The 22,769-nt window shown below is 63.5% G+C and carries 18 protein-coding genes; 10 read left to right on the plus strand and 8 right to left on the minus strand.

Features of this window, described 5'->3' with window-relative positions; genetic code table 11:
• The first annotated feature begins 116 nt into the window (after positions 1–116).
• Positions 117–1,058 carry an LpxL/LpxP family Kdo(2)-lipid IV(A) lauroyl/palmitoleoyl acyltransferase gene (gene lpxL, locus K6T12_RS07480; RefSeq protein ID WP_255611619.1) on the plus strand — a complete coding sequence of 314 codons (942 nt, stop codon included), beginning with the start codon at positions 117–119 and terminating at the stop codon, positions 1,056–1,058.
• Positions 1,059–1,060: 2 nt separating this feature from the next.
• Positions 1,061–2,269: an O-antigen ligase family protein gene (locus tag K6T12_RS07485; protein WP_222221043.1), complete on the plus strand. Its 1,209-nt coding sequence runs from the start codon at positions 1,061–1,063 to the stop codon at positions 2,267–2,269.
• Here the strand turns inward: K6T12_RS07485 and K6T12_RS07490 are convergent.
• Positions 2,252–3,289, minus strand: a complete 1,038-nt coding sequence (locus tag K6T12_RS07490; protein ID WP_222221045.1) for a glycosyltransferase family 4 protein — start codon at positions 3,287–3,289, stop codon at positions 2,252–2,254. The two genes, K6T12_RS07485 and K6T12_RS07490, sit on opposite strands and share 18 nt — an antisense overlap.
• 101 nt (positions 3,290–3,390) lie before the next feature.
• Here K6T12_RS07490 and galE point away from each other — a divergent pair, with 101 nt between their 5' ends.
• On the plus strand, positions 3,391–4,422 hold the full coding sequence (gene galE, locus K6T12_RS07495; protein ID WP_255611620.1) for a UDP-glucose 4-epimerase GalE: 1,032 nt from the start codon (positions 3,391–3,393) through the stop codon (positions 4,420–4,422).
• 17 nt (positions 4,423–4,439) lie between these two features.
• Here the strand turns inward: galE and K6T12_RS07500 are convergent, their stop codons facing one another.
• The 5 genes from K6T12_RS07500 to K6T12_RS07520 form a co-directional block, all read right to left on the minus strand.
• Positions 4,440–5,480, minus strand: a complete 1,041-nt coding sequence (locus K6T12_RS07500) for a mitochondrial fission ELM1 family protein (RefSeq protein WP_222221047.1) — start codon at positions 5,478–5,480, stop codon at positions 4,440–4,442.
• Positions 5,473–6,462, minus strand: coding sequence for a glycosyltransferase (locus K6T12_RS07505; protein ID WP_222221048.1), 990 nt, complete (start codon positions 6,460–6,462; stop codon positions 5,473–5,475). The genes K6T12_RS07500 and K6T12_RS07505 overlap by 8 nt, the downstream gene beginning before the upstream one ends.
• Before the next feature lie 16 nt (positions 6,463–6,478).
• Positions 6,479–7,288, minus strand: coding sequence for a polysaccharide deacetylase family protein (locus tag K6T12_RS07510; RefSeq protein ID WP_222221050.1), 810 nt, complete (start codon positions 7,286–7,288; stop codon positions 6,479–6,481).
• Positions 7,285–8,385, minus strand: coding sequence for a glycosyltransferase family 4 protein (locus tag K6T12_RS07515; protein WP_222221052.1), 1,101 nt, complete (start codon positions 8,383–8,385; stop codon positions 7,285–7,287). The genes K6T12_RS07510 and K6T12_RS07515 overlap by 4 nt, the downstream gene beginning before the upstream one ends.
• An 85-nt stretch (positions 8,386–8,470) precedes the next feature.
• Complete coding sequence (locus tag K6T12_RS07520; protein ID WP_315853576.1) at positions 8,471–9,376, minus strand: mitochondrial fission ELM1 family protein; 906 nt, start codon at positions 9,374–9,376, stop codon at positions 8,471–8,473.
• Between the two features lie 477 nt (positions 9,377–9,853).
• Here K6T12_RS07520 and K6T12_RS07525 point away from each other — a divergent pair, with 477 nt between their 5' ends.
• Positions 9,854–10,849 (plus strand): branched-chain amino acid aminotransferase, encoded by a 996-nt coding sequence (locus K6T12_RS07525; protein WP_222221056.1) that lies wholly within the window; start codon positions 9,854–9,856, stop codon positions 10,847–10,849.
• A 473-nt stretch (positions 10,850–11,322) separates the two neighbouring features.
• On the opposite strand, the gene glnE is transcribed toward K6T12_RS07525, so the two are convergent.
• Both glnE and K6T12_RS07535 read right to left on the minus strand, forming a co-directional pair.
• Positions 11,323–14,232, minus strand: a complete 2,910-nt coding sequence (gene glnE / locus K6T12_RS07530) for a bifunctional [glutamate--ammonia ligase]-adenylyl-L-tyrosine phosphorylase/[glutamate--ammonia-ligase] adenylyltransferase (protein ID WP_222221058.1) — start codon at positions 14,230–14,232, stop codon at positions 11,323–11,325.
• 134 nt (positions 14,233–14,366) lie between these two features.
• The gene (locus tag K6T12_RS07535; protein ID WP_222221060.1) at positions 14,367–15,500 is read right to left on the minus strand and encodes a CYTH domain-containing protein; all 1,134 of its coding nucleotides are present in this window, start codon (positions 15,498–15,500) and stop codon (positions 14,367–14,369) included.
• 170 nt (positions 15,501–15,670) lie between these two features.
• Here K6T12_RS07535 and K6T12_RS07540 point away from each other — a divergent pair, with 170 nt between their 5' ends.
• From K6T12_RS07540 to K6T12_RS07565, 6 genes are all read left to right on the plus strand, one after another.
• On the plus strand, positions 15,671–16,351 hold the full coding sequence (locus tag K6T12_RS07540; protein ID WP_222221062.1) for a TIGR00153 family protein: 681 nt from the start codon (positions 15,671–15,673) through the stop codon (positions 16,349–16,351).
• A 27-nt stretch (positions 16,352–16,378) separates the two neighbouring features.
• Positions 16,379–17,644, plus strand: coding sequence for an inorganic phosphate transporter (locus K6T12_RS07545; RefSeq protein ID WP_222221064.1), 1,266 nt, complete (start codon positions 16,379–16,381; stop codon positions 17,642–17,644).
• Between the two features lie 178 nt (positions 17,645–17,822).
• Entirely contained in the window at positions 17,823–18,974 is a 1,152-nt protein-coding gene (gene argE / locus K6T12_RS07550) for an acetylornithine deacetylase (protein WP_222221065.1), read from the plus strand.
• A gap of 166 nt (positions 18,975–19,140) precedes the next feature.
• Positions 19,141–20,478, plus strand: a complete 1,338-nt coding sequence (gene argA, locus K6T12_RS07555; protein ID WP_390879081.1) for an amino-acid N-acetyltransferase — start codon at positions 19,141–19,143, stop codon at positions 20,476–20,478.
• 67 nt (positions 20,479–20,545) lie between these two features.
• Positions 20,546–21,562 (plus strand): YjgN family protein, encoded by a 1,017-nt coding sequence (locus tag K6T12_RS07560; RefSeq protein WP_222221069.1) that lies wholly within the window; start codon positions 20,546–20,548, stop codon positions 21,560–21,562.
• Positions 21,562–22,557 carry a M48 family metallopeptidase gene (locus tag K6T12_RS07565; RefSeq protein ID WP_222221071.1) on the plus strand — a complete coding sequence of 332 codons (996 nt, stop codon included), beginning with the start codon at positions 21,562–21,564 and terminating at the stop codon, positions 22,555–22,557. The genes K6T12_RS07560 and K6T12_RS07565 overlap by 1 nt, the downstream gene beginning before the upstream one ends.
• Positions 22,558–22,769 lie beyond the last annotated feature (212 nt).

The following is a 22,769-nucleotide window of genomic DNA, read 5'->3' on the forward strand; positions in this document are numbered from 1 at the left end:
ACAATCGGGCGATTATACCTGTTCGCAACGGCGCTGGCCCGGCTGGTGTCAATTCGGCGGCCGTTTTAGCCGACCGCCGGACAGGGTAGAATGACCGCTTCCTGAAGTGGTCTTTGATGTTGATGAGTATTGAATTGAAAGCGGGATCTCTTTCGCCGCGTTACTGGCCGACCTGGCTGTGGATCGGTCTGCTGCGGTCGGTGGTGCTGTTGCCGCACAGCTGGCGGTTGCGTATCGGCCGAATGTTGGGCCGGTTGCTCTACCGGCTGGCGGGCAGCCGGCGTCGGGTGGTGGCAACCAACCTGAAACTCTGTTTTCCGGAAAAGAGTGACCAGCAGCGGCGCCAGATGGTGCGTGAGGTGTTTGAGCACAACGGTATCGGCGTGCTGGAAGTGGCTATGGCCTGGTGGCTGCCGGACAACCGCTTGTTGCATCGCTACCGGCTGATTGGCGAGCAGCATCTGAAACAGGCGCAGCAGGAGGGCAAGGGGGTGATTCTGCTGTCGGCCCATTTCCCCACCCTCGATCTGGGGCCGCGCCTGCTGATGGAGCACTATCCGGTCGACTGCGTCTACCGGCCGCACAACAACCCGGCATTGGAAGCGGTCATCAAGAAGGGGCGCCGGCGCTATGCCGGCCAGGCGATCGAGCGACACAATATGCGGGCGATGGTACGCCGGCTGAAGCACGGGAACATTATCTGGTACGCGCCGGACCAGGACCACGGCCCGACTCATTCGGTCTATGCGCCGTTCTTCGGCGTTGAAGCGGCCACCGTGACCGCCACTGCCCGGCTGGCCCGGCTCAGCGGCGCCAAGGTGATGATGTTTTGCCAGCACCGTTGCGAGGACGGCAGTTATGAGCTGGAGATCTTCCCGCCGTTGGAGGATTTCCCAAGTGGCGACGACCGGCTCGACTGCAGTCGGGTCAATGCCGAGATCGAACGGGGCATCCGCAAGTTCCCCAGCCAGTACATGTGGGTGCATCGCCGCTTCAAAACCCATCCGAAAGGTAAGAACTACCTCTATCGGCGCGATGCCGAAACGGCGGACAGCTGAGCATGTCAGTCGGCATTAGCCTCAATGAACAGCGACTTGGCCGGTCGGCAGCGACCGGCTGGCTGGCGTCGCTGTTCTGTTTTGCCTGCCTGTACAGCCTGCTGCTGCTGCCGTTGTGGGATATCGCCAAGGTGTCGCTCAGTTCGGTGGTGGCGCTGCTGTTTGCGGTGGCCTACCGGGGCATCCAGCTGTCCTACCGCTACTACCGGCCAGTGCTGATCTGCTACTTCCTGCTGCTGGCGCTGAACTGTGCCCAGTCGGTGATGCCGCTGAAATCGTTGTCCGGTGGCCTGCATCTTCTACGCGGGCTGGGCCTGTTCCTGTCGGCGCTGTTGCTGGTCGAATTGACCGATGCGGGTCAGCGCCAGCGCTGGCTGCGCCTGCTGGTAGGCCTGTGCGGACTTGGCTACCTGCTGCTGTTGTTCATGTTGGTCGATGCCGACAACCGCTACCGCACGGTGGAGGCCTGGGCGGCCGATTACGCCGGCAATCTGCATAACCTGGCCAACGTGGCGGCGATAACGCTGCTGGCCGCGGCGGCATTGGTGCTGCGGGATAGCTCCCGCTGCGTACGCCTGGCTGCGGCGTTGGTGGTGCTGATCTGCCTGCTGCTGCAAGTAGCGATCCAGTCGGAAGGCTCAATGATCGCCCTGGCGGTCGCCGCGCTGGCCGGCGTTGCGATGCTCCGGCGGGGACTGTGGCAGGCTATGGCGCTGTTGGGGATTACCGGCCTGGTACTGACCCTGCAGCTGTTCTACCTCTGGCCGGAGTTGTTGACCGACCATCTGGGCGTACAGATGGACAGCTTTATCATCCGCACCGAACTGTACCGGGCGCTGCTCGAGCAATGGCAGCAGGCGCCTTGGTTCGGCTGGGGCGTCAACACTTACAAGTACCTGCCGGTGTCGACGCTGGACGGGATCAGCTACCTCTATCCGCACCATATCTATCTGGAGGCGCTGTTCTCATTGGGCGTGGTCGGTGGCGTGCTGCTGCTCACGCTGTTCTGGCAGCTGGCGAGGCGGGTCGACTGGCAGGCGGTGCGCCATGACAGTCTGACTCTGACCGCCTACCTGCTGCTGTGCTATTTCGCCGCCAAGGGGATGACCGATATGAAGTTCCTGTCGGCGCAGACCTTCGGCGTCTTCGCGCTCTGCCTGGGGCTGATGTCGCGATTGCCGGCGGGCGGCGGCTCAGCTGGCGGACGATAGGTTATCCACCGCCGCCGACAGTCGCTCAACCAGCTTGGCGCGGGTATAGCAGTCGGTGACCCGCTCGAACGCCTTTTCGGCCATCGCCTGCATAGCGGCTTCATCCTGCAGCGCGCGCTGCAAGGCATCGGCCAGCGCTTCGGCGTTGCCTTTCTCGGCGTACAGCGCGCTGACGCCATCCTCGAACATATCCAGGTGGCCGAAGGCGGTCGACAACACCTGCGGGGTGGAGGTGGCGGCGGCATCCAGCGGGGTCAGTCCGAAGGCGTCGGACAGCGCCGGGATGCAAACCAGGTCAACCTCGCTCAGGAAACCGTTCGGATCGTCGGTCCAGCCGCGTAGCTCGAAACGGTCCTGCAGCTCCAGTTCGGCGATCCGCTGCTCCAATTCTGATCGCTGGTAGCCGTCGCCGGCCAGTGCAGTGCGGAACTCGACGCCGCGCTGTTTCAGCAGGCCGAGTGCCTCGACCAGCACATGAAAGCCTTTCACCGGGTCGAGCCGGCCGATCGCGCCGATCAACGGCGGTTGCTGCCAGCGGCGGGGGGCGAACTGCACATTCGGGTCGAAGTTGCCCATATTGGGGATATGGAACGCCGGCTTGCCGCCGGCGCCGAAGCGCACCATCTCGCGGCCGATATGGCTCGAGATATTGAAGAACGCATCGGCCCGCGCCATCCGCTTGACGTTGTTGCTGTGGCTGACGCCGACCACTCGGGCCTGGCTGCGCGCCGCGCGCTTGAACAGCGCCACTGAACGGCTGCAGTGGGCGATCACCAGCTCCGGCCGGAAGCGGCGCACCAGCCGCCAGGCGTTCAGCGTGGCGGCCAGGTCATAGTGGCCGCTGTTGCGCAGGGTGACCAACTCGACATTGGCCGGCAGCTTGGTGCTGTCGCTGACCTTGCTGCGCTCCGCCACCAGGATCACCTGGTGGCCCAGTTCGGTCAGAATCTCGGCATAGTCGACCACGACCTGCCAACGGCCGCCGGTGGCGTCGCCCAGTACGCTGTTGATGATCTTCATGAAAACTCTGCTGCTGCCTGTCATTCGCGGTGGCCGCAGTATACCCTGTTTGCCCCGGCTGCGAAGACCGGCCGGGCGATAGAACTTGGTACTACGGGTAGTTGAAATTGAACTCAGGGACTCTTTTGATCACCGGTGGCGGCGGCTATATCGGCAGCCACACGGTGGTGCAGTTGCAGGCCGCCGGTTACCGGCCGCTGGTGCTGGACAACCTCAGCAACTGCGTGCCGGCGGTGTTTGAGCGTATTGAGCAGATCAGCGGCCAGCCGGTCGAGCTGATCGAGGGCGACGTGCGCGACAGTGTATTGCTGGAACGGATCTTCAGCCGGTACCCGATCGATGCGGTGATCCACTTCGCCGGCCTGAAGGCGGTTGGCGAGTCGGTGCAGCAGCCGCTACGTTACTACCGTCATAACGTACAGGGTTCCCTGACCCTGTTCGAGGCGATGCAAAGGCACGGCTGCAAGCGGCTGGTGTTCAGCTCCTCGGCCACGGTCTACGGCCCGGCCGCAACGATGCCGGTCAATGAGCAGGCGCCGCTGGCGGCCTGCAACCCCTATGGCCGCAGCAAGCTGATGGTCGAGGAGATGCTGGGTGATCTGGCCGCCGCCGATTCCGACTGGCAGATCGCACTGCTGCGCTATTTCAACCCGGTCGGCGCCCACCCCAGCGGCTTGATCGGCGAAGACCCGGTCGGCGTACCCAACAACCTGCTGCCCTACGTGGCCCAGGTGGCGATCGGTCGGTTGCCGCAGCTGCAGGTGTTCGGCGACGACTACCCGACCCCGGACGGTACCGGGGTGCGCGACTATATCCACGTGATGGATCTGGCCGACGGCCATCTGAAGGCGCTGCAGGCGCTGACCGACGGGCATGGCTGCGTGCCCTACAATCTGGGCACTGGACGCGGTTATTCGGTATTGGAAGTGGTGGCTGCGTTTGCCGCCGAAAGCGGCCGGCCGGTGCCGTACGATATCGCGCCACGCCGGGCGGGGGATGCGGCGATCAGCTACGCCGACCCGACCTTCAGCCGGCAACAGCTCGGCTGGCGGGCGAGCCGCGACCTGGCCGAGATGGTGCGCGACCACTGGCGTTGGCAGCAACGGAATCCGAACGGTTATCCGACCGAGTAGGGCGTTGTTTTCCCTGATTACGGGCTTTCGGAATGGCTGCGGATCAGCTGCCAAAGGTACTGCAGCGGGTCTTCCAGCCGCTGGCCTTCAGCAATGCCGTTGACCCGCTCCAGCTCGGCGATGGCGCGTCGTTCCAGCCAGCCACGGCCGACCAGCCGCTCCAGCGCCGCCAGGTAGCGCGGTTCGGGGGTCATATCCTGCGGTGAAAGCGCGGTAACCGGTTTGCCGCTGCTGACCGCCTCGGTCAGCATCGACAGGCTGTCCTCGCTGCAGAAGATCCGCTCGGCGGCGCCCAGGTAGGCCGCCATCACCTTGCGCGGCTGCTGGCCCCACCAGACCGTATCGGCCAGCGCTTGCGGCTTCAGGTTGGCCGCCAGCAGCTGTTCCACCTCCACTCCGGTGCGCGGCGAGCTGGTCACCAGCCAGCGGATCTGGCGCTGCTCGGCCAGCCGGTTCATCTGCTCGGCCAGATTCTGCCAGTCTTCCGGCTGGAAGCGGTATTCGCTGGTGGCGCCGCCGATCAGCATGGTCCACAGCGGGCCGTCCAGCATGCTGGTCAGCTCGCCGCCGGCCTGGGCCAGCTGGCTGCGGTTGATCGGGCTCGGCGCCAGCGGCATCACCAGGTTGTTGGGGGCACCGATCGGCTCCAGCGTCAGCACCAGGCTGAACAGCTCCGGTTTCAGGCCGCGCAATGAGCCGATGAAATAGTTGCGACAGCCGAAGTGCTCGGCCAGGGCGGCGTTCAGGAAAGCGGTGTTGCCGCCGGTGGAGATGATCAGTTCCGGCCGCTGGTTGGGCAGTTCACGGCGGTACATCGCCTCCACCCAATGTCGGTGCAGCGCCGGGTTGCTGTTCAGGCCGGCACGCATCAGTTTGCGCAGCGGCTTGGCGCGCAGCCGCACCTCCAGCCAGTGCTCACTGAGCTGATAGCCGCAGGCCAGCGCCTGCAGCAGCCCCTTGCTCTGGTTGTAGTGGCCGGGGCGACCATCGCTCAGGCACCAGACGGTCAGCGGCGTTTTTTTCGGCTCGGTATTTTGCTCGGTATTCGGCTCAGCCATCGCAGAGCTCCCGGTACAGGGTCAGGGTTTGGTCGAGCATCGCCTGGCGGCTGAAGCGCTCCCTGGCGAAGTTAAAGTAGGGTTGATACTGCTGATAGTAGCCGTCCAGGTCGGCCAGCGCCCGGTTGATCGCCCGGGCCAGCGCCTCGGGGTTGTTCAGCTCCACCAGCAGTTCGGCCGGCAAAACCTCGTTGGCGACCGGTACGTCGGTGACCACCAGTGCCCGTTCGGCCAGCAGGCTTTCTGCGAACACATAGGAGAACCCCTCGCGGCGCGAGCTGATCACCACCAGCGGGCTGTGCGCCAGCAGCTCGGGCACGTCGTCGCGCTGACCGAGCAGGGTGACTTTGTCCCGCAGGCCGAGCTTGTCGAGCTGTTGCTCCAACGCCGCCCGCAACGGCCCATCGCCGGCAATCCGTAGCTGGGCATCTACCTGCTGCCAGGCGTCCAGCAGCAGGTCGAAGCCTTTTTCCTCGACCAGCCGGCCCACCGCCAGCACTTGAGGTTGCGATTGCCGCGGCGGCAGCGGCTGGGCCGGGGCGGCTTCGATACCGTTGTAGATCACGCTGAACCGGTCGAGGCCGAGTCGCTCGCCGGCCTGGCGGCTGACGCAGATGCAGTGGTCCAGCTGCTGGTAGAACGCCGCTTTCTTTTTCAGCCCGTGCACGGTGGCCAGCTTGATGCCCGGCAGCCAGCGACGCAGTGCGGCCAGGATACGGGCCGCCTTGCCGCCCTGGGCGTGGATCAGGTCCGGCTTCTCCTGGCGGATCAGCCGGGCCAGTTGCCACAGCATCAGCGGGTTGCGGCGGCTGCGACTCAGATCCAGGCTGCGGTAGCGCACCTGGTCGTTGAAGCGGTCGCGGTATTTGTCATGGGCGACGGCGACCAGCTGGCAGTGGCCGGCCAGGTCGTTGCCCAGTTCGACGAAGTGCTTCTCCAGGCCGCCCTCCTCGGCGCCGCCCATCAGCATCAGGATCTTCATGCCGCTGTGTGTCTCCCTATCCGCGCCGACCGGTGCGCAGCCGCAGCCGGAACGCCAGCCAGTTGTCCTTGCCGGAGATCTTGACCCGCTTCAGTTCGAACGGCTTGGCCGCCGGATCAGGATCGATCCCCTCGACGGTGGTCACCGCGTTGGCGAAGCCGGCCTGCTCGGCCAGTGCCACGTCCTGCGCATCGTAGATGCCGAACGGGTAGGCGAAGCTGGCCAGCCGGGTGTTGAACTGGGCCTCCAGCGCTATTTTGCTGTCGCGGATCTCGGCCAGCTTGGCGGCCGCGTCCAGCTTGGCCAGGTTGGCGTGGGTGCGGGTATGACCGCCCAGCTCCCAGCAGCCAGAATCCAGCATCTGGCGGACCTGGTCGTCGCTGAGCTTGGCTTCGCGCATCAGTTCGCCGCTGTCGTGATGGGCCTTCTTGCTGGTCGACCAGTCGCGCTCGAAGCGATCCTCCACCAGGTAGAGGGTGGCGCGGGCGTTGTATCGCTGCAGTACCGGGTGGGCGTTGCGGAAGTTGTCCTCGAAGCCGTCGTCGAAGGTCAGCGCGACGGTTTTCGGCGGCAGCTTTTGCGGTTCGGCCAGCTCGGACATCAGCGCGAAGTAATAGCCGTGGTCCGCCAGCCATTTCACCTGGCGCTCGAACATCGCCGGCGGCACCCGCAGTTTGTTGAACTTGGCACCCGGCTTCTGCTCGCTGACCATGTGATACATCAGCAGTCGTGGTGCACTGTCCGGTACCGCCTTGCGCCACCACTTGTAGCGTTGGCTGAACAGCACAGCGACCAGAATCAGCAGGATCGGCAGTAACCAGCTCATGACAGCAGCTCCCGGTAGATCGCCAGGGTATTGGCCAGCATGTCATCGAGCAGGAAGCGGTCGTTGGGCTGCGGCTGCTGCGGGTGCTGCAGCAGGTCGGTCACCACCCGTTGCAGCGCGGCGGCGTCCTTCAGCGGAACCCGGCCGGCCGGGAACAGCGCGGCGAGGATCTCGCCGACGCCGCCGTGGTCGTAGCCGGCCAGCGGTACGCCGAGGCTGAGCGCTTCTAGCGAGGTACGGCCGAACGACTCCGGCTTGGTGGACAGCGACAGTACCAGGTCGGAGACCGCGTAGATGTCGCGGATATCGCTGCGGTTGCCGGTGAAGGTGATGTGCTCGGCCAGGCCGCGCTGCTGTACCGTGCGGTACAGCTCCTCGGCGTAGGCTTTGCGCTTGGCATCCTCGCCGCCAACGATCAGGCCGTGCACCGGCTGGCCCTGCTTGACCAGCGCGTCGATCAGTTCGATCAGGTCGTGGTGGCCCTTCAGCCGGGTCAGCCGGCCGGGCAGGGTGATCACCTGCTTGCCGGCCAGCTGCGGGTACTGCTGGCGCCACTGGGCCAGCCACTCATCGCTGGGCCGGTAGTCGCGCGGGAAGGCGTCCGGTTCGATCCCGCGGTAGACCACCCTAACCCGTGTCATATCGGTTGTCGGATAGTTGTCGGCAATGTAGCGGCGCACGGTGTCGGACACCGCGATTACCCGTTCGCCCTTGCACATGATCGCGCTGTAGCGGGACACTGAGTAGAGCCCGTGTACGGTGGTCACCAGCCGCGGCCGATCGTTGGCCGGCAGCCCTTTCCAGGCCAGGTAGACGATCCAGCCGGGCAACCGCGAGCGCACATGCAGGATGTCCGGCCGCTGCTGGCGCAGCCAGCAGCGCAACGGCCGCACATGGCGCAGGGTCCACAGCGACTTGCGGCCCAGGTCCCACTGAATATGCTGGCTGCCATCGCGTTCCAGCTCGGCCACCATGCGGCCGCCGGCGGAGATCACCAGGGATTGATGGCCGGCCTCGACCAGCGCCTTGGCGACCTCCAGGGTGCCGCGCTCGACGCCGCCGCCGTCCAGGTCGGGCAGAATCTGAATGACTTTCATGCAGTTCCTTTAATATCCATCAGGCTCTTTCAAACTTCGGTCAGGCTACCGGCGCACCTTTTGTTCTTTACTTCTACGGGGCCGTTCAGAGCCGCCAGCGGTGCAAAATCAATGATGCACAGCGGGCCGCCTCGTTAAAGGGCTCGGCCGGCGGCGCCAGCGGCTGGCCCGGCGTCCAGTCCTGGTAGCGGGTGACCCGTTGCTGTTCGACCAGCTGCTGCAGGCCGCTGGCGATCCGGCTGTTGGCCTGTTGCGGTACCTGCAGGATGCCGGTGGCGCAGCCGGCACTGAGTGCCTCGTAGACCATCGATACGCTGTCGCCGCTGACCCAGCACTGGCCTGCGCGCGGCAGCTGCTCGGCCAGCCAGCCGGGGCCGGTCTGCTCGAACGGTACGATCTCCAGATTGCCGAGCGATTGCGCTTGCAGCAGCGGCAGCAGCTCGGCCGGGGTGCGGCGTGAGGTGGTCAGCGTCCAGCGCATATCCGGCGGGCTCTGCCGGCAGATATGCATCAGCTGGCCGATCAGCTGGCCATTGTCCCAGCCGAAATGTTTCGATGGGCCGCCGATCAGCAGCATGCCGCGCATCGGCTCGGGCCGGCCCGGCTGCATCCGGTTCAGCGCGCCGGCGGTAGTAACGATATTGTTGCGCTGCGCCGGCCGGTCGTGGGCCGGGATCAGACAGAGATCGTACCAGCCGGTCGGCAGGCTCGGTTTCATCAACAGCACCGTGCGGGCGCCGAACGCCCGGCCGGCGGCCAGCAGACTCAGGTGGGTGCCGTGACCGGCGCCGATCACCAGCGCCGGGGGCTCGCCATCGACCGACTCGGGCCAGCGCTTGCGCAGCAGACTGGTCAGGGCCTGGCCGGGTTTCAGCGGCGCGGTCTGGTGCTGCTGCCAGTCGGGTCGGAACCGGCGCAATGCATCGGCCAGGCCGAGGCTCTGGTTGAGATGGCCGGGTTTGCCGTCGCTGATGATCCACAGTCGTGTCACAGAGGGTCCGTCGGTGCAGATGGGATAACGGGCGGTACGCCGTTGGGCGACCGGTTTCTGGGCGGCCCACAGGGCCCGCCGGGCATAACCGGCCATGATACTAGCAGCCTCTCTGAGTTAACACTGATCTACTGCGGAAAAGCCGTTTTTGGCCGTTTTTTGAGTTCTTTATCGTGAAATAGAACCACTATTCGTATCAAAAGAACTCAACAACTGCCTCAAAACGGTCCTTCTCCTTGCGACGATCGATCAAGCCGGACAAACTGCTGGAGTCTGTGCTCAACGCCCAATAGACCGCTCCGGACACTTGGCGGCACCAGCGCGGTTGATTTGTTGCTCTTTTGGCGATAGGGCAATTCCATTTTCGGACAGGATGCTTACAATCGACTGTCTTGACGCAGGGAATATCCGTGGCCCTGCCGCCCCAGGACATCCGGGGCGTCCAATAATAAACGCTTTATTTTTAGGAAGGTCGCTATGGCTGCTTTTGGTTCTGTTTTCATGCCTGAAATGGCAATTTCCTGGTTCGATGGTTCCGAGTGGAGCCCGACCGAGATCGTCTCCAGCGACAGCATCCAGTTGCACCCCGGCGCCCATGTGCTGCACTACGCCAGCACCTGCTTCGAAGGCTTGAAGGCGTTCCGTCACGAGGACGGTTCGATCAAGATCTTCCGCATGGATCGAAACCTGGCCCGTTTTGCGCAGAGTTCGGAACTGCTGGCACTGCCGGCGATCGACCAGCAGGCTACCGGCCAGATGATCGTCGATATCGTGCGCCGTTTCGCCTCCGAAGTACCGGCACCGCCGGGGTCGATGTACATCCGGCCGACCCATTTCGGTACCGAGCCGGCGATCGGCAAGGCGGCGGCACCGTCGTTGACCTCCTGCCAGTACGTGCTGCTGTCGCCGGTGGGTGACTATTTTGCCGGTGGCGACAAGGCGCTGCGGCTGCTGGTGGATGACGAAGGGATGCGTTGCGCGCCGCACAACGGCATGATCAAGAGCGGCGGCAACTACGCCAGCGCGCTGCGGCCGATCATGAAGGCCCGTGCCGAAGTGCAGGCCGACCAGGTGCTGTTCTGCCCGAACGGCGACGTACAGGAGACCGGCGCCGCCAACTTCCTGCTGATCGACGGCGACGAGCTGATCACCAAGGCGCTGGACGAGAGCTTCCTGCACGGCGTGACCCGCGACTCGATCCTGACCCTGGCCCGCGATCTGGGGCTGAAGGTGTCCGAGCGCGAGCTGAGCGTCGACGAACTGCTCGACCGTGCCGGCAAGCCGGGTTGCGAAGCGGCGCTGTCCGGCACTGCGGCGGTACTGGCGCCGGTCGGCACGCTGATCTACCACGGCCGTGAATACCAGGTCGGCAACGGCGGCATCGGCGAGACCACCGTCAAATTGCGCCAGGCGCTGAACGATATCCAGTGGGGCAAGGCGGAAGACCGCCACGGCTGGCTGACCAGCATCTGATCATCAGTCCGCCCGGAATCGAACCAAAAAGCCAGACTGAAACGTCTGGCTTTTTTGTCTTTGTCGTTTGGCTGTATATCGTCAGGTGACGGCCGTCGTCTGCGCCAGTCAGAGGGCATGAATAAGGATCTCGGATTAGAGGGAAGCATCTACATCAGCGCCGCGTGGGCACAAAAAACGTGCCCACCCTACAAGGCTATACGTCGAACCCTATAGGGCGCCAACCGGGGCGCCTCCGCCGTAGACGGTTAAAAACGCCTGCCGCTATTTGGGTGATTGGACCTGCCCGGCCGGACTGGTCCTGAAATCAGCTGGAATCATGCCGAACGATCCGATTCGATGAACGGCTTTCCGCTTTCCGCTTTCCGCTTTCCGCTTTCCGCTTTCCGCTTTCCGCTTGAAGCTGTTAGCTGTTAGCTGTTAGCTGTTAGCTGTTAGCTGTTAGCTGTTAGCTGTTAGCTCCCCCTTGGGGGTCACTCCGATCCCATCAAATCCCGCCAGATCCGGCTGACCTGGTCGCGGCAGTCGGTCATCTCACGATCGTCGATCACGCTGCCGGACTGGCCCTGCAGGGTCAGCCGGTGGCCCACCGAGCGGTACGCCTTGTAGGTTTCGCGCAGCAGTTCGGTATCCACCGCCGGCAACAGGCCAACCCGTTCGACCGCGTCGAGGATGCGGATGTTGTCGGTGAACTCCATCAGCTCCGGATACTGCCAGCCGTGCGCCAGTACGCAGTACTGCACCATGAACTCGATATCGACGATGCCGCCCTGGTCCTGCTTGAGATGGAACACCGAGGCTTCATCGCCGCTGTTCTTGCTGCCCAGGTGGCTGCGCATCTTCTCGCGCATCTCGACCACTTCGCCGGTCAGCTTGTCCTGCTCGCGCTTGGCACCCAGCACCTCTTCGCGCACCGCTTCGAAGCGCTGTTGCAGCGCCGGATCGCCGGCCACCACCCGGGCCCGCACCAGGGCCTGGTGTTCCCAGGTCCAGGCCTCGTTGAGCTGGTAGTCGCGGAACGCCTTCAGGCTGCTGACCAGCAGGCCGGAGTTGCCGGACGGTCGCAGCCGCATATCCACTTCGTACAGCTGGCCGGATGGCGTGAAGGTATTGAGGATATGGATGATCCGCTGGCCGAGCCGGGTAAAAAACACCGAGTTGGCGATCGACTTGTCGCCGTCGGTGAACAGGTTCGGATCGGTATCGTGGATAAACACCAGGTCCAGGTCGGAACCGTAGCTCAGCTCGATACCGCCGACCTTGCCGTAGCCGAGCACGATGAAATCGAGCTCGCAGGGCACGCCGGCCTCCTTCATCGGCAGGCCGTGTTTCTCGGTCAGGTTGCGCCAGGCGATATCCAGTACCGCCTCGAGGATCGCCTCGGCGGTCCAGGTCAGGTAATCGCTGACCTTCATCAGCGGCAGTGCGCCGGTGATGTCGGACGCGGCTACCCGCAGCAGGTGGGCGTGCTTGAAGTAGCGCAGCGCCTCCATCAGCTGCTCGACATCATCCTCGGGGATGCGCAGCAGCTGCTGGCGCAGTTCCGCCTGCAGCTCGGCTTTGTTCGGGGGCGCATAGAGGCTGCGCGGGTCGATCAGCTCGTCGAGCAGGATCGGCTGCTTGCTGAGCTGCTCGCCGAACCAGGGGCTGGCGGCGCAGAGCCGTACCAGCTGCTGCAGCGCCATCGGGTTCTCCGCCAGCAACACCAGATAGGCGGAGCGGCGCAGCACCGCCTGCACCAGTTTCAGCACCCGCGCCAGGGTCTCGCTGGCGTTGTCCACCCGGCTGATCGCCTGCAGCAGGCTGGGCAGTACCGCCAGCAACCGTTCGCTGGCGATCTGCTGCAGCATCTGCACGGTGCGCGACTGGCGCAGGTCGCGCAGTTGCTGCCAGGCGGCAGCCGGGTCGTCGAAGCCTTTTTCGGCCAGCAGTTCGATCGCCTGTTGGTCATCGATCTCGGTCTGCCAGAGCAGCAGCCAGTCGCCCAGCTGATCGCTGTCCGCCTGGCTTTCATCCTCCTCGGCGGGGGCAATCACATCGGCGAAGTGCTGGCGCACCATCGCCCGGCAATGCTCCAGCTCGGCGGCGAAGGCCGGCCAGTCCGGGTAGCCCATGCTGAATGCCAGCCGGGCCTGTTCGAGCGGGCTGTCGGGCAGCTCCTGGGTCTGCCGGTCGGCGACCGCCTGGATCGCGTGTTCGGTGTTGCGCAGCAGGGTATAGGCGGTGACCAGCTGGTCGACCGCTTCTTCCGGCATGCCGACCACCTCCGGCAGCAGTGGCAGGATGTTCAGCAGTTCACGCTGTTGCAGTCGGCTGTCGCGGCCGCCGCGGATCAGCTGGAATGCCTGGGCGATGAACTCCACCTCGCGGATACCGCCGGAGCCGAGCTTGACGTTACCCTCCAGCCCCTTGCGGCGCACCTCGCGGTTGATCATCTGCTTCATGTCGCGCAGCGATTCGAACGCGCTGAAGTCGATATATTTGCGGTAGACGAACGGTCGCAGCAGCGTCAACAGCTCGGCGCCGGCCTGTTTGTCGCCGGCCACCACCCGCGCCTTGATCATCGCGTAGCGCTCCCATTCACGGCCCTGGTCCTGGTAGTAGCTCTCCAGCGCACCGAAGCTGGCGGCCAGCGGACCGGCGCTGCCGAACGGCCGCAGCCGCATATCGACCCGGAATACGAAACCGTCGACAGTGATATTGTCCAGCGCCTGGATCAGCTTCTTGCCGAGCCGGATAAAGAAATCCTGGTTGGCCAGGGTCTTGCCGCTGCCGTCGGTCTCACCGTTGTGCGGGAAGGCGAAGATCAGGTCGATATCGGATGACAGGTTCAGCTCGTTGGCGCCCAGCTTGCCCATCCCCAGCACCACCAGCCGCTGCGGCTGTAACTGGCCCTTGCTGTCGCGTGCCATCGGTTGGCCGTAGCGCTGGCTAAGCTCGTCATGCAGCCAGTCCAACGTGCGGTCGATACAGGCGTCGGCCAGCCAGGACAGTTCCCGGGTGGTGGCCCGCATATCGGCCAACCGGGTCAGATCGCGCCAGATCAGCCGCACCTGTTCGCGCTGGCGGAACTGACGCAGCAGCCGGTGCAGACCAGCTTCATTCTCGGCTTCGCTCAGCAGTTGTCCGAGTGCCGAGGCATAGTGGTCGGTGTCGTAGGCGCGGTACAGGTCGCCGCTGGTGCAGAGTTCGGCCAGCAGGTCGCTGCGTCGCTGCAGCTGTTCGGCGACGAAGTCGCTGCCAACCAGCACCCGGCTAAGGTCGTCGATAAAGCGGTCCGGTTGGTCGGGCAGGCTGTCGAGCTGGTCGGCGATGACAGACCAGTGTTTTTGCAGTAGCGGGTGCAGGGTCTCGGGGACCCGGTCGAGCGGGGCGGCAACCATCGGCGCAATCTCCTGTCGGAACGCCGGCCCGCCTCGCGGGTGGTAAGCGGGTCCGGGCTCCGGCTGTTCAATCCGTTTCTGAGCTGTTATGCCGCCAGAATATCAGAAACCGGGCGGGCAAAGTCTGCTCCCTGTCATTCCGCCTGGTCGAGTCGCTGGTTGGCGCGTTCGCGGTGCTGCGGCTGCCAGTACTGGCGCCAGCTGCGCTGTTGCAGTGCCTGGCCCAGCAACAGCGCGCAGAGACCCGGTTCCAGAGTCTGGTTAAGCAGCTCCACCCCCTGGTGCGCCTTCTCCTGCTGATGGGCGCTCCAGTCCGTGCCGGCCGGGCCGAGCAGCTCGCGGCAGCGCTGCCAATCGAGCAGCGGCTGCAGTCGGCCGATCAGCTTGTCCAACAGTGGGCTCAGTGGGTCGTCAGCCTTCAGCGGCGCCAGGTCGCTGAAGCGGGCACGCAACGCGCTGACATTCAACAGCGATGCCAGCGCCTGTTCGACGTACTGCCACTGCCGGCTGAATTGCCAGGCTTCCAGCAGCCGTGGCCAGGCCTGAAGCTCCTGCTGCAGCAGCTGGCAGTAGACCTGCTCCAGCGTCAGCTCGCCAGTTGGCTTAGAGCGCTCCAGCGGTGGCCGATACTGCGCCGGCGCGTGCAGCCGGTAGCCGCGTTCGGCCTTGCTGATATCGCAGATCTGCAACGGCACATGGTGTGCCAGTTCCAGCGCCACGGCGAACAGGTCTGCCGGCTGGCCCTGTTTCAACTCCAGCTCCAGTTCACAGATCGGATCACTGCGCCGCTCGCCATCCTGTTCCAGCCAGGCTTCGCCGCGATCCAGCGCCAGCTCGATATCGACCGCTTTGCCGTCGGCGTTCCGGCTGCGGTAACGCCACAGCCGGCGGCTGAAATCGGTACTGAACGCCGGTTGGATCCCGCTGCTGTCCAGGCCGGCCAGCGCTTCGGGCCAGTCGGCCTCGGCCAGCCGCGCGAAATCCAGCTCCGGTCGCTCCAGCTCCCACTCCCATTCGTTGCGCTGGTGCAGTCCGGCGGCGGACTGGCCGCGGGTTTTCAGGGTCTGGATATAGCGCTCGCCGATGCGGCGGATACGCAGCGCGACCCGCTCGCGCTGCAGTGCCTGATCGGCGGTGTCGAAATAGTGGTTGCTCAATTCCCGTTCGCCCTGGGCCTCCGTCTCCGGCAGGTGAAACAGCGGTTGCTGCAGCAGCGAACCGAGGTAGTGCGGGTTGAACGACAGCTTGAGTTCAATCTCCTGGGCCATGGCCTATGCTCCAATCGGTAGTTCTGGGAACCAGCCCGACAGTTTATCCTAGCGGGGAATAAAAACGGATATATGTCAAAACGGTGATTGAATTATTGCCGTACGGCTACAAACTAATGACAGCTATCCGTATACTTCGCGCAGTTTTTAATCCGCACAGGTTGATCCTTATGGTGACCAATAATCCGATCATGCAGATGTTTACGCGCTCGCCGTTTAAACCGATGCAGGAACATATCGCCAAAGCACAGGCGTGTGCTGTGGAACTGATCCCGTTCTTCGAGGCGGTGTTTGCTGATGACTGGGGGCAAGCCGAACAGATTCAGAAGCGCATCGCCAAGCTGGAAGGGGAAGCGGATGCGATGAAAAAGGATGTTCGCCAGCATCTGCCGAAAGGGCTGTTTCTGCCGGTGGCGCGCACCGATCTACTGGAACTGCTGCGCATGCAGGACAAGATCGCCAACCGCGCCAAGGATGTCGCCGGCCTGATGCTGGGGCGCCAGATGGCGGTGCCGGAAGCGATTCAACCATTGATGAAAGATTACGTCCGCATGGCGTTGAGTACCTCCGAGCAGGCGCTGACGGCGATGAACGAGCTGGACGAACTGGTGACCAGCGGCTTCGGCGGCCACGAGATTGATGCGGTGGAAAAGATGATCCATCAGCTGGACGACCTGGAGCATCAGACGGACGAACTGGAACGGGAGATCCGCAGCGCGCTGTTCCAGATCGAGAAGGATCTGTACCCGATCGACGTGATGTTCCTCTACAACATCATCAACTGGATCGGCGATATCGCCGACCGAGCGCAGCAGGTAGGCAGCCGTCTGCATCTGTTGCTGGCCCGTTAATCCTTATCTGATATCTGAGTTTCAATTATGGAAATCATCACCCAGTACGGTGATGTCATCGTATTGATGGCATGCGTATTCGGTTTCTTTATGGCCTGGGGCGTTGGTGCCAATGATGTGGCCAACGCCATGGGCACCTCGGTCGGCTCCAAAGCACTGACCCTGAAGCAGGCGATCATTATCGCCATCATCTTCGAATTCGCCGGCGCCTGGCTGGCTGGCGGCGCGGTGACCTCCACCATCCGCAAGGGGATCATCGATCCGGCGCTGCTGTCCGGCACCCCGGAACTGCTGGTGTACGGCATGATGGCGTCACTGCTGGCGGCGGGTATCTGGCTGCTGGTGGCGACCCACTTCGGCTGGCCGGTGTCGACTACCCACTCGATCGTTGGCGCGATCGTCGGCTTTGCCGCGGTCGGCATCTCTGCCGATGCGGTGAACTGGGGCAAGGTGAGCAAGATCGTCGCCAGTTGGGTGGTGTCGCCGGTGACGGCCGGCTTTATCGCCTTCTTCCTGTTCCGCAGCGTGCAGAAGTTGATACTGGACACCGACGATCCGTTCAAGAATGCCAAGAAGTATGTACCGGGTTATATCTTCATGGTCGGCTTCATCGTCGCCATGGTGACTTTTACCAAGGGCCTGAAACATGTCGGTCTGCACCTGAGCTGGGGTGAGAGCGCGCTGATCTCGGTCGGCTTCGGCATCGTGGCGATGCTGGTGGGTATGCAGATGCAGAAGAAGGTTCAGCCGAACCCGGAAGCGGACCGCGATTACCACTTTGCCAGCGTCGAGAAACTGTTCGGCATCCTGATGATGTTCACCGCCTGCGCCATGGCGTTCGCCCACGGTTCCAACGACGTGGCCAACGCGGTCGGCCCGCTGGCGGCAATTGTCGGCGTGGTCTCCGCCGGCGGTGAGGTGGCTCAGAAGTCGGCGATGCCGGTCTGGATCCTGCTGCTGGGTGGTGGCGGTATCGTTGCCGGCCTGGTGATGTACGGCCACAAGGTGATCGCCACCGTCGGTAACAACATCACCGAGCTGACGCCGAGCCGCGGCTTTGCCGCTACCCTGGCCGCAGCCACCACGGTGGTGGTCGCTTCCGGTACCGGTCTGCCGATTTCGACCACCCATACGCTGGTCGGCGCAGTGCTCGGCGTGGGCATCGCCCGCGGTATGGCGGCACTGAACCTGCGCGTAGTCGGTACCATCGCTGTCTCCTGGGTGGTGACCCTGCCGGCCGGTGCCGGCCTGGCAATCATGTTTTTCTTCATGTTCAAGGGAATGTTCGGCTGAGCTTCGCTGTACTTTCTTTGATCCCCTTCCGCCCGGCCGTTTACGGCCGGGCTTTTTATTTCTTTTAATATCTGTTTCGCACACTGTTGCCGAACGCCTCCCCGTCGAACTGGCCGATAGACCGATCCGGGTAAAGGTTGCACAATGAACAGCAACCCATTGCCGAAAGGACAGCCCGATGCGCAACGCCTGCCCCGACCTGGTCACCATGCTGGCCGAACTGATCGCCAGCCCATCCGTCAGCTGTACCCAACCGGCGCTGGATCAGAGCAATCTGGCAGTGATCGAGAAGCTGGAAACCTGGCTGTCAGGGTTGGGCTTCAGCACCGAAGTGATCCCGCTACCCGGCCAGCCGGGCAAGGCCAACCTGATCGCCACCCTGGGCAGTGGTCCCGGCGGTCTGGTGCTGTCCGGCCATACCGATACCGTGCCTTGCAACCCGGAACTCTGGACGTCGGACCCGTTCAAGCTGGTGGAACGGGATCAGCGCTTCTACGGCCTGGGCAGTTGCGATATGAAGGGCTTTTTCCCGCTGGCGATCGAGGCGGCCAAGGCGTACCTGGACAAGCCGCTGAAACAGCCGCTGATCATCCTGGCCACCGCCGACGAGGAGAGCTCGATGGCCGGCGCCAAGGCGCTGGCCGATGCCGGCCGGCCGAAAGCCCGCTACGCAGTGATCGGTGAGCCGACCAGCCTGACGCCGATCTACATGCATAAGGGGATGATGATGGAGGCGGTGCGAATTCGCGGCCGGGCCGGCCACTCGTCCGACCCCAGCCTCGGCGCCAGCGCGCTGGAGGCGATGCACGCGGTGATGGGCGAGCTGATCGCCTACCGCGGCGAATTGCAGGGCAAATATAGCAACGCCGATTTCAAGGTCAGCGTGCCGACCCTGAACCTCGGCTGCATCCACGGCGGCGACAACCCGAACCGGATCTGCGGCTACTGCGAGCTGGAGTACGATCTGCGACCGTTGCCGGGCATGGCGATCGATGCACTGCGTCACGAGATCGACCACCGTCTGCAGCCGCTGGCCGAGCGCTTCGGTGTGGCGATTGAAACCGACGAGCTGTTCCCGGCGATTCCGCCGTTCGAGAACCGGCGTGATTCGGAGCTGGTTCTGGCCGCCGAGAAGCTGACCGGCCACCGCGCCGAACCGGTGGCGTTCGGTACCGAGGCGCCGTTCCTGCAGCAACTGGGGATGGATACCATCGTCATGGGACCGGGCTCGATCGACCAGGCGCACCAACCCGACGAGTACCTCGCATTGGACCAGATCAAGCCCTGCGTGGCGGTGCTGGAACAGCTGATCGGCAAATATTGTCTTTAAGATTTGAGTTAACAGATGAAAGTTGACAGTGTACTGTCGAGCCCGCTGAGTTAGCTGTTAGCTGTTAGCTGTTAGCTGTTAGCTGTTAGCTGTTAGCTGTTAGCTGTTAGCTGTTAGTTTTCGACCCCGTACCGATATGGACGGCCATTTTCCGGATAAACCCAACGTGATCGACGACATCAAAAAATACGTCAACTGGTTCCGCCACTCTTCACCCTACATCAATGCCCATCGCGGCAAGACTTTCGTGCTGATGCTGGGCGGCGAGGCGATCCTCGACAGCAACTTCAACAATATCGTGCACGATATCGCGCTGCTCAACAGCCTCGGCGTGCGACTGGTGCTGGTGCACGGTTCGCGACCGCAGATCGAACAGCGGCTGCAGGAGAGCAATGTCGATTCGCGATTGCACCACGATCTGCGGGTAACCGACAGCGAAACCCTGCAACGGGTGATCGAAGCGGCGGCGTCGACCCGGGTATTGATCGAGACCCGGTTGTCGATGGGGCTGGCCAATACGCCGATGCACGGCGCCCGTATCCGGGTGGTGTCCGGCAATTTCGTGACCGCCAAGCCGATGGGGGTGCACGAGGGGGTCGACCTGCGTCATACCGGCGAGGTACGGCGAATCGACCGCAAGGCGATCCAGCATCATCTGGACGCCGGTGAAATCGTACTGCTGTCCCATCTCGGTTACTCGCCGACCGGCGAGCTGTTCAACCTGACGGTGGAGGATGTCGCCACGGCGGCGGCGGTGACCCTGCAGGCCGACAAACTGGTGTTGTTCGGCGAGCAGAACGGTGTCACCGACAGTACCGGCGAGCTGCGCAGCGAGCTGCTCGCTCGCAAGGCGGAACGGCTGGTGCACCAGTACCTGTCCCGGCTGGAGGATGCGGAAACGCCACACAGCGAACTCTGTTGTCAGCTGGAGGCGGCGGTGGCGGCCTGCAACGGCGGCGTCGAGCGTAGTCACCTGATCAGCTATCGGGACGATGGCGCGTTGATCACCGAGCTGTTCACCCGCGAAGGGGCCGGCACCATGGTGCTGCGCGAATCCTATGAGCAGGTACGCGATGCCGGTATCGACGATGTCGGCGGTATCCTGGAATTGATCCGGCCGCTGGAGAAAGCCGGCGTGCTGGTACGCCGTTCACGCGAGCTGCTGGAGACCGAGATCGACCGCTTTACTGTAGTTGAGCGCGACGGTGCCATCATCGGTTGTGCCGCGCTTTATCCGTTTCCGGAGGAGGGCATGGCGGAGTTGGCCTGCGTGGCGATCTCCAACGACTACCGCGGCGGCCAGCGTGGCGATTCGCTGCTGGAAGCGGTCGAGCGGCAGGCGCGCGAGCAGCAGTTGAACAGGTTGTTTGTACTGACCACCCGCACTGCGCACTGGTTTATCGAGCGTGGTTTCGCCGAGGTGGCGGTCAGCGAACTGCCGGCCAAGAAACAGGAACTCTATAACCTGCAGCGGAATTCGAAGGTGTTCGTCAAGGCGCTCTGAACGAGCGCCGGCTGACGCCTCAGAACCTATACTGATCAGTCCCAGCCAACTCGCATGGAGCAGAACGATGGACAGGGAACCTTTGCCGTTACGGCAACCATTGCCATTCGAATTCACCGGCAGCGCTGGTGAGTATTTCCGTATCTGGATCGTCAACGTCTGCCTGACGGTACTGACCCTGGGGCTTTATGCCCCCTGGGCCAAGGTGCGTACCCGGCAGTATTTCCACGGCCATACCTGGCTGGACGGTGCCAGCTTCGAGTACACCGCCGACCCGATCACCCTGCTGAAGGGCTGGCTGGTGGTGATGGCATTGGTGGTCGGTTATACCCTGCTGGTGCCGATGGTCCCATTGCTGGACGCGATTATCGCCATCCCGCTGCTGTTGCTGACTCCCTGGCTGGCGCTACGCACGCTGAAGTTCAACCGTTACCACACCCGCTATCGCAATGTCCGCTTCGGTTTCGAGGCCGGCTACGGTAGCGCCTTAATGGTATTCGTACTGCTGCCGCTGCTGAGTGCGCTGACGCTGGGGCTGCTGCTGCCCTATATGTTCTATCGCCAGAAGCGCTGGCTGGTGGCCCACAGCCGGTTTGGCCAGGCAGGATTCGAAGCCCATTTCGGCTTCGCCATGTTCTACAAGACCTACCTGTTGGCGATGCTGCTGATGCTGGCGATGGCCGGTGGCATCGCGGCGCTGTTCGCGTTGCAATTGCTGCCGGTCGAGCTGACCGGCTTGATCGGCCTGGCGACAGTGCCGCTGTACTACTGGCTGTACGCCTTCCTGCGGGTGCGGATCACCAACATCGTCCATAACCACAGTTCGCTCGACCGGCACCGGTTGCAGAGCGCACTGCGGGTCTGGCCGTACTTCCTGATCCTGATCAGCAATACCCTGGCGATTGTGCTCAGCCTCGGGCTGGCGCTGCCCTGGGCGCGGGTCCGCATGGCCCGTTACCGGGCCGCCTGCACCAAGCTGCTGGCCGCCGGCGAGCTGGATAATTTCCTCCAGGCCCAGCAACAGGCGCAGAGCGCAATCGGCGAGGAGGTCGGTGAACTGCTCGATCTGGAGCTGGGGCTCTGATGCAACTGCAGGGCTATCTGTACGCCGCCGGCAGCTCCCGCCGTGAACCTGCCCGGCTCAGCGTCGACCCACAGGGCCGGGTCTGGTGTGCGCAGGAGTCGCTTGGTTACTGGCAGCAGTTGCAGGTCAGCGATCGGATCGGCAGCTCTGCCCGCTACCTGCAGCTGGTCGACGGCCGGCGCTTCGAATGCCGCGACAACGACACCATCGACCGCCTCGAACAGCGTTTCAACCCCAGTCCTTCGGGGCGCTGGCTGGCAACGATGGAGAGCCGCTTGCGCTATGTGCTGCTGGCGTTGCTGATCACCGTTGCCGCCGGATTCGGCCTGTTCCGTTACGGCATCCCGGTGATGGCCGAGCAGCTTGCCCGGCAACTGCCGGAACCGATGGTGCGCGAACTGGGCGGCTCGACATTGGCATTGCTGGACCGGCAACTGTTCAAGCCCAGCCAGTTGCCGGCGGAGCAACGCCAGTTGCTGCAGACGCTGATGGCCGAGTTGAACGGCCAACTGCCCGAAGCCGACTATCGGCTGCTGCTGCGCGATGGCGGCCCGCTGGGCGCCAATGCCCTGGCGCTGCCCTCCGGTGAATTGCTGATCACCGACCAGCTGGTGCAGCTGGCTGAACACCCGGACGAGCTCAGCGGCGTGCTGGCTCATGAGATCGGCCATCTGCAGCAGCGTCATCTGCTGCGTAGCCTGCTGCAGAACAGTGCGATGCTGGTGGTCCTGGCCGCGGTGACCGGCGACGTCAGCGCCGCCCAGGGGGTGCTGGTCGGCCTGCCCACCTTCCTGGTGGAGCAGCACTACTCCCGCCAGTTCGAGTTCGAAGCCGATGCCTTCGCCAAGCAACTGCTGTTGGCTCGGGGCCGTGACCCGGCCCGGATGGGCCAGTTGCTGGTGCGATTGGCCGAGCAGCAGGGGGGCGGCCAACCTGACTGGCTGGCGACCCATCCCAGTTCTGCCGAACGGCTGCAGCGGCTGCAGGCGCAATAAGCGCGCAGCGGCCGTTGGCCTCGCCAGGGGGAGGCATGCGCCAGATCAGCCCCCGCCCTCTTTTGTTGAAAATAATGGTTGAAATCCCACTGAAGGAGGCGTACTAATAAAGGCGTGGCCTTCGGAAGTGTTTGAAAAGGTTTATTTTATCTCCGTTTTCAGTTTGAAAATAAAATGCTTCCCCTGGTTGTGGTATGTAATAAATCACCCTG

The sequence above is a fragment of the Marinobacterium arenosum genome (genome assembly GCF_019795155.1).
Lineage (GTDB): Bacteria > Pseudomonadota > Gammaproteobacteria > Pseudomonadales > Balneatricaceae > Marinobacterium_C > Marinobacterium_C arenosum.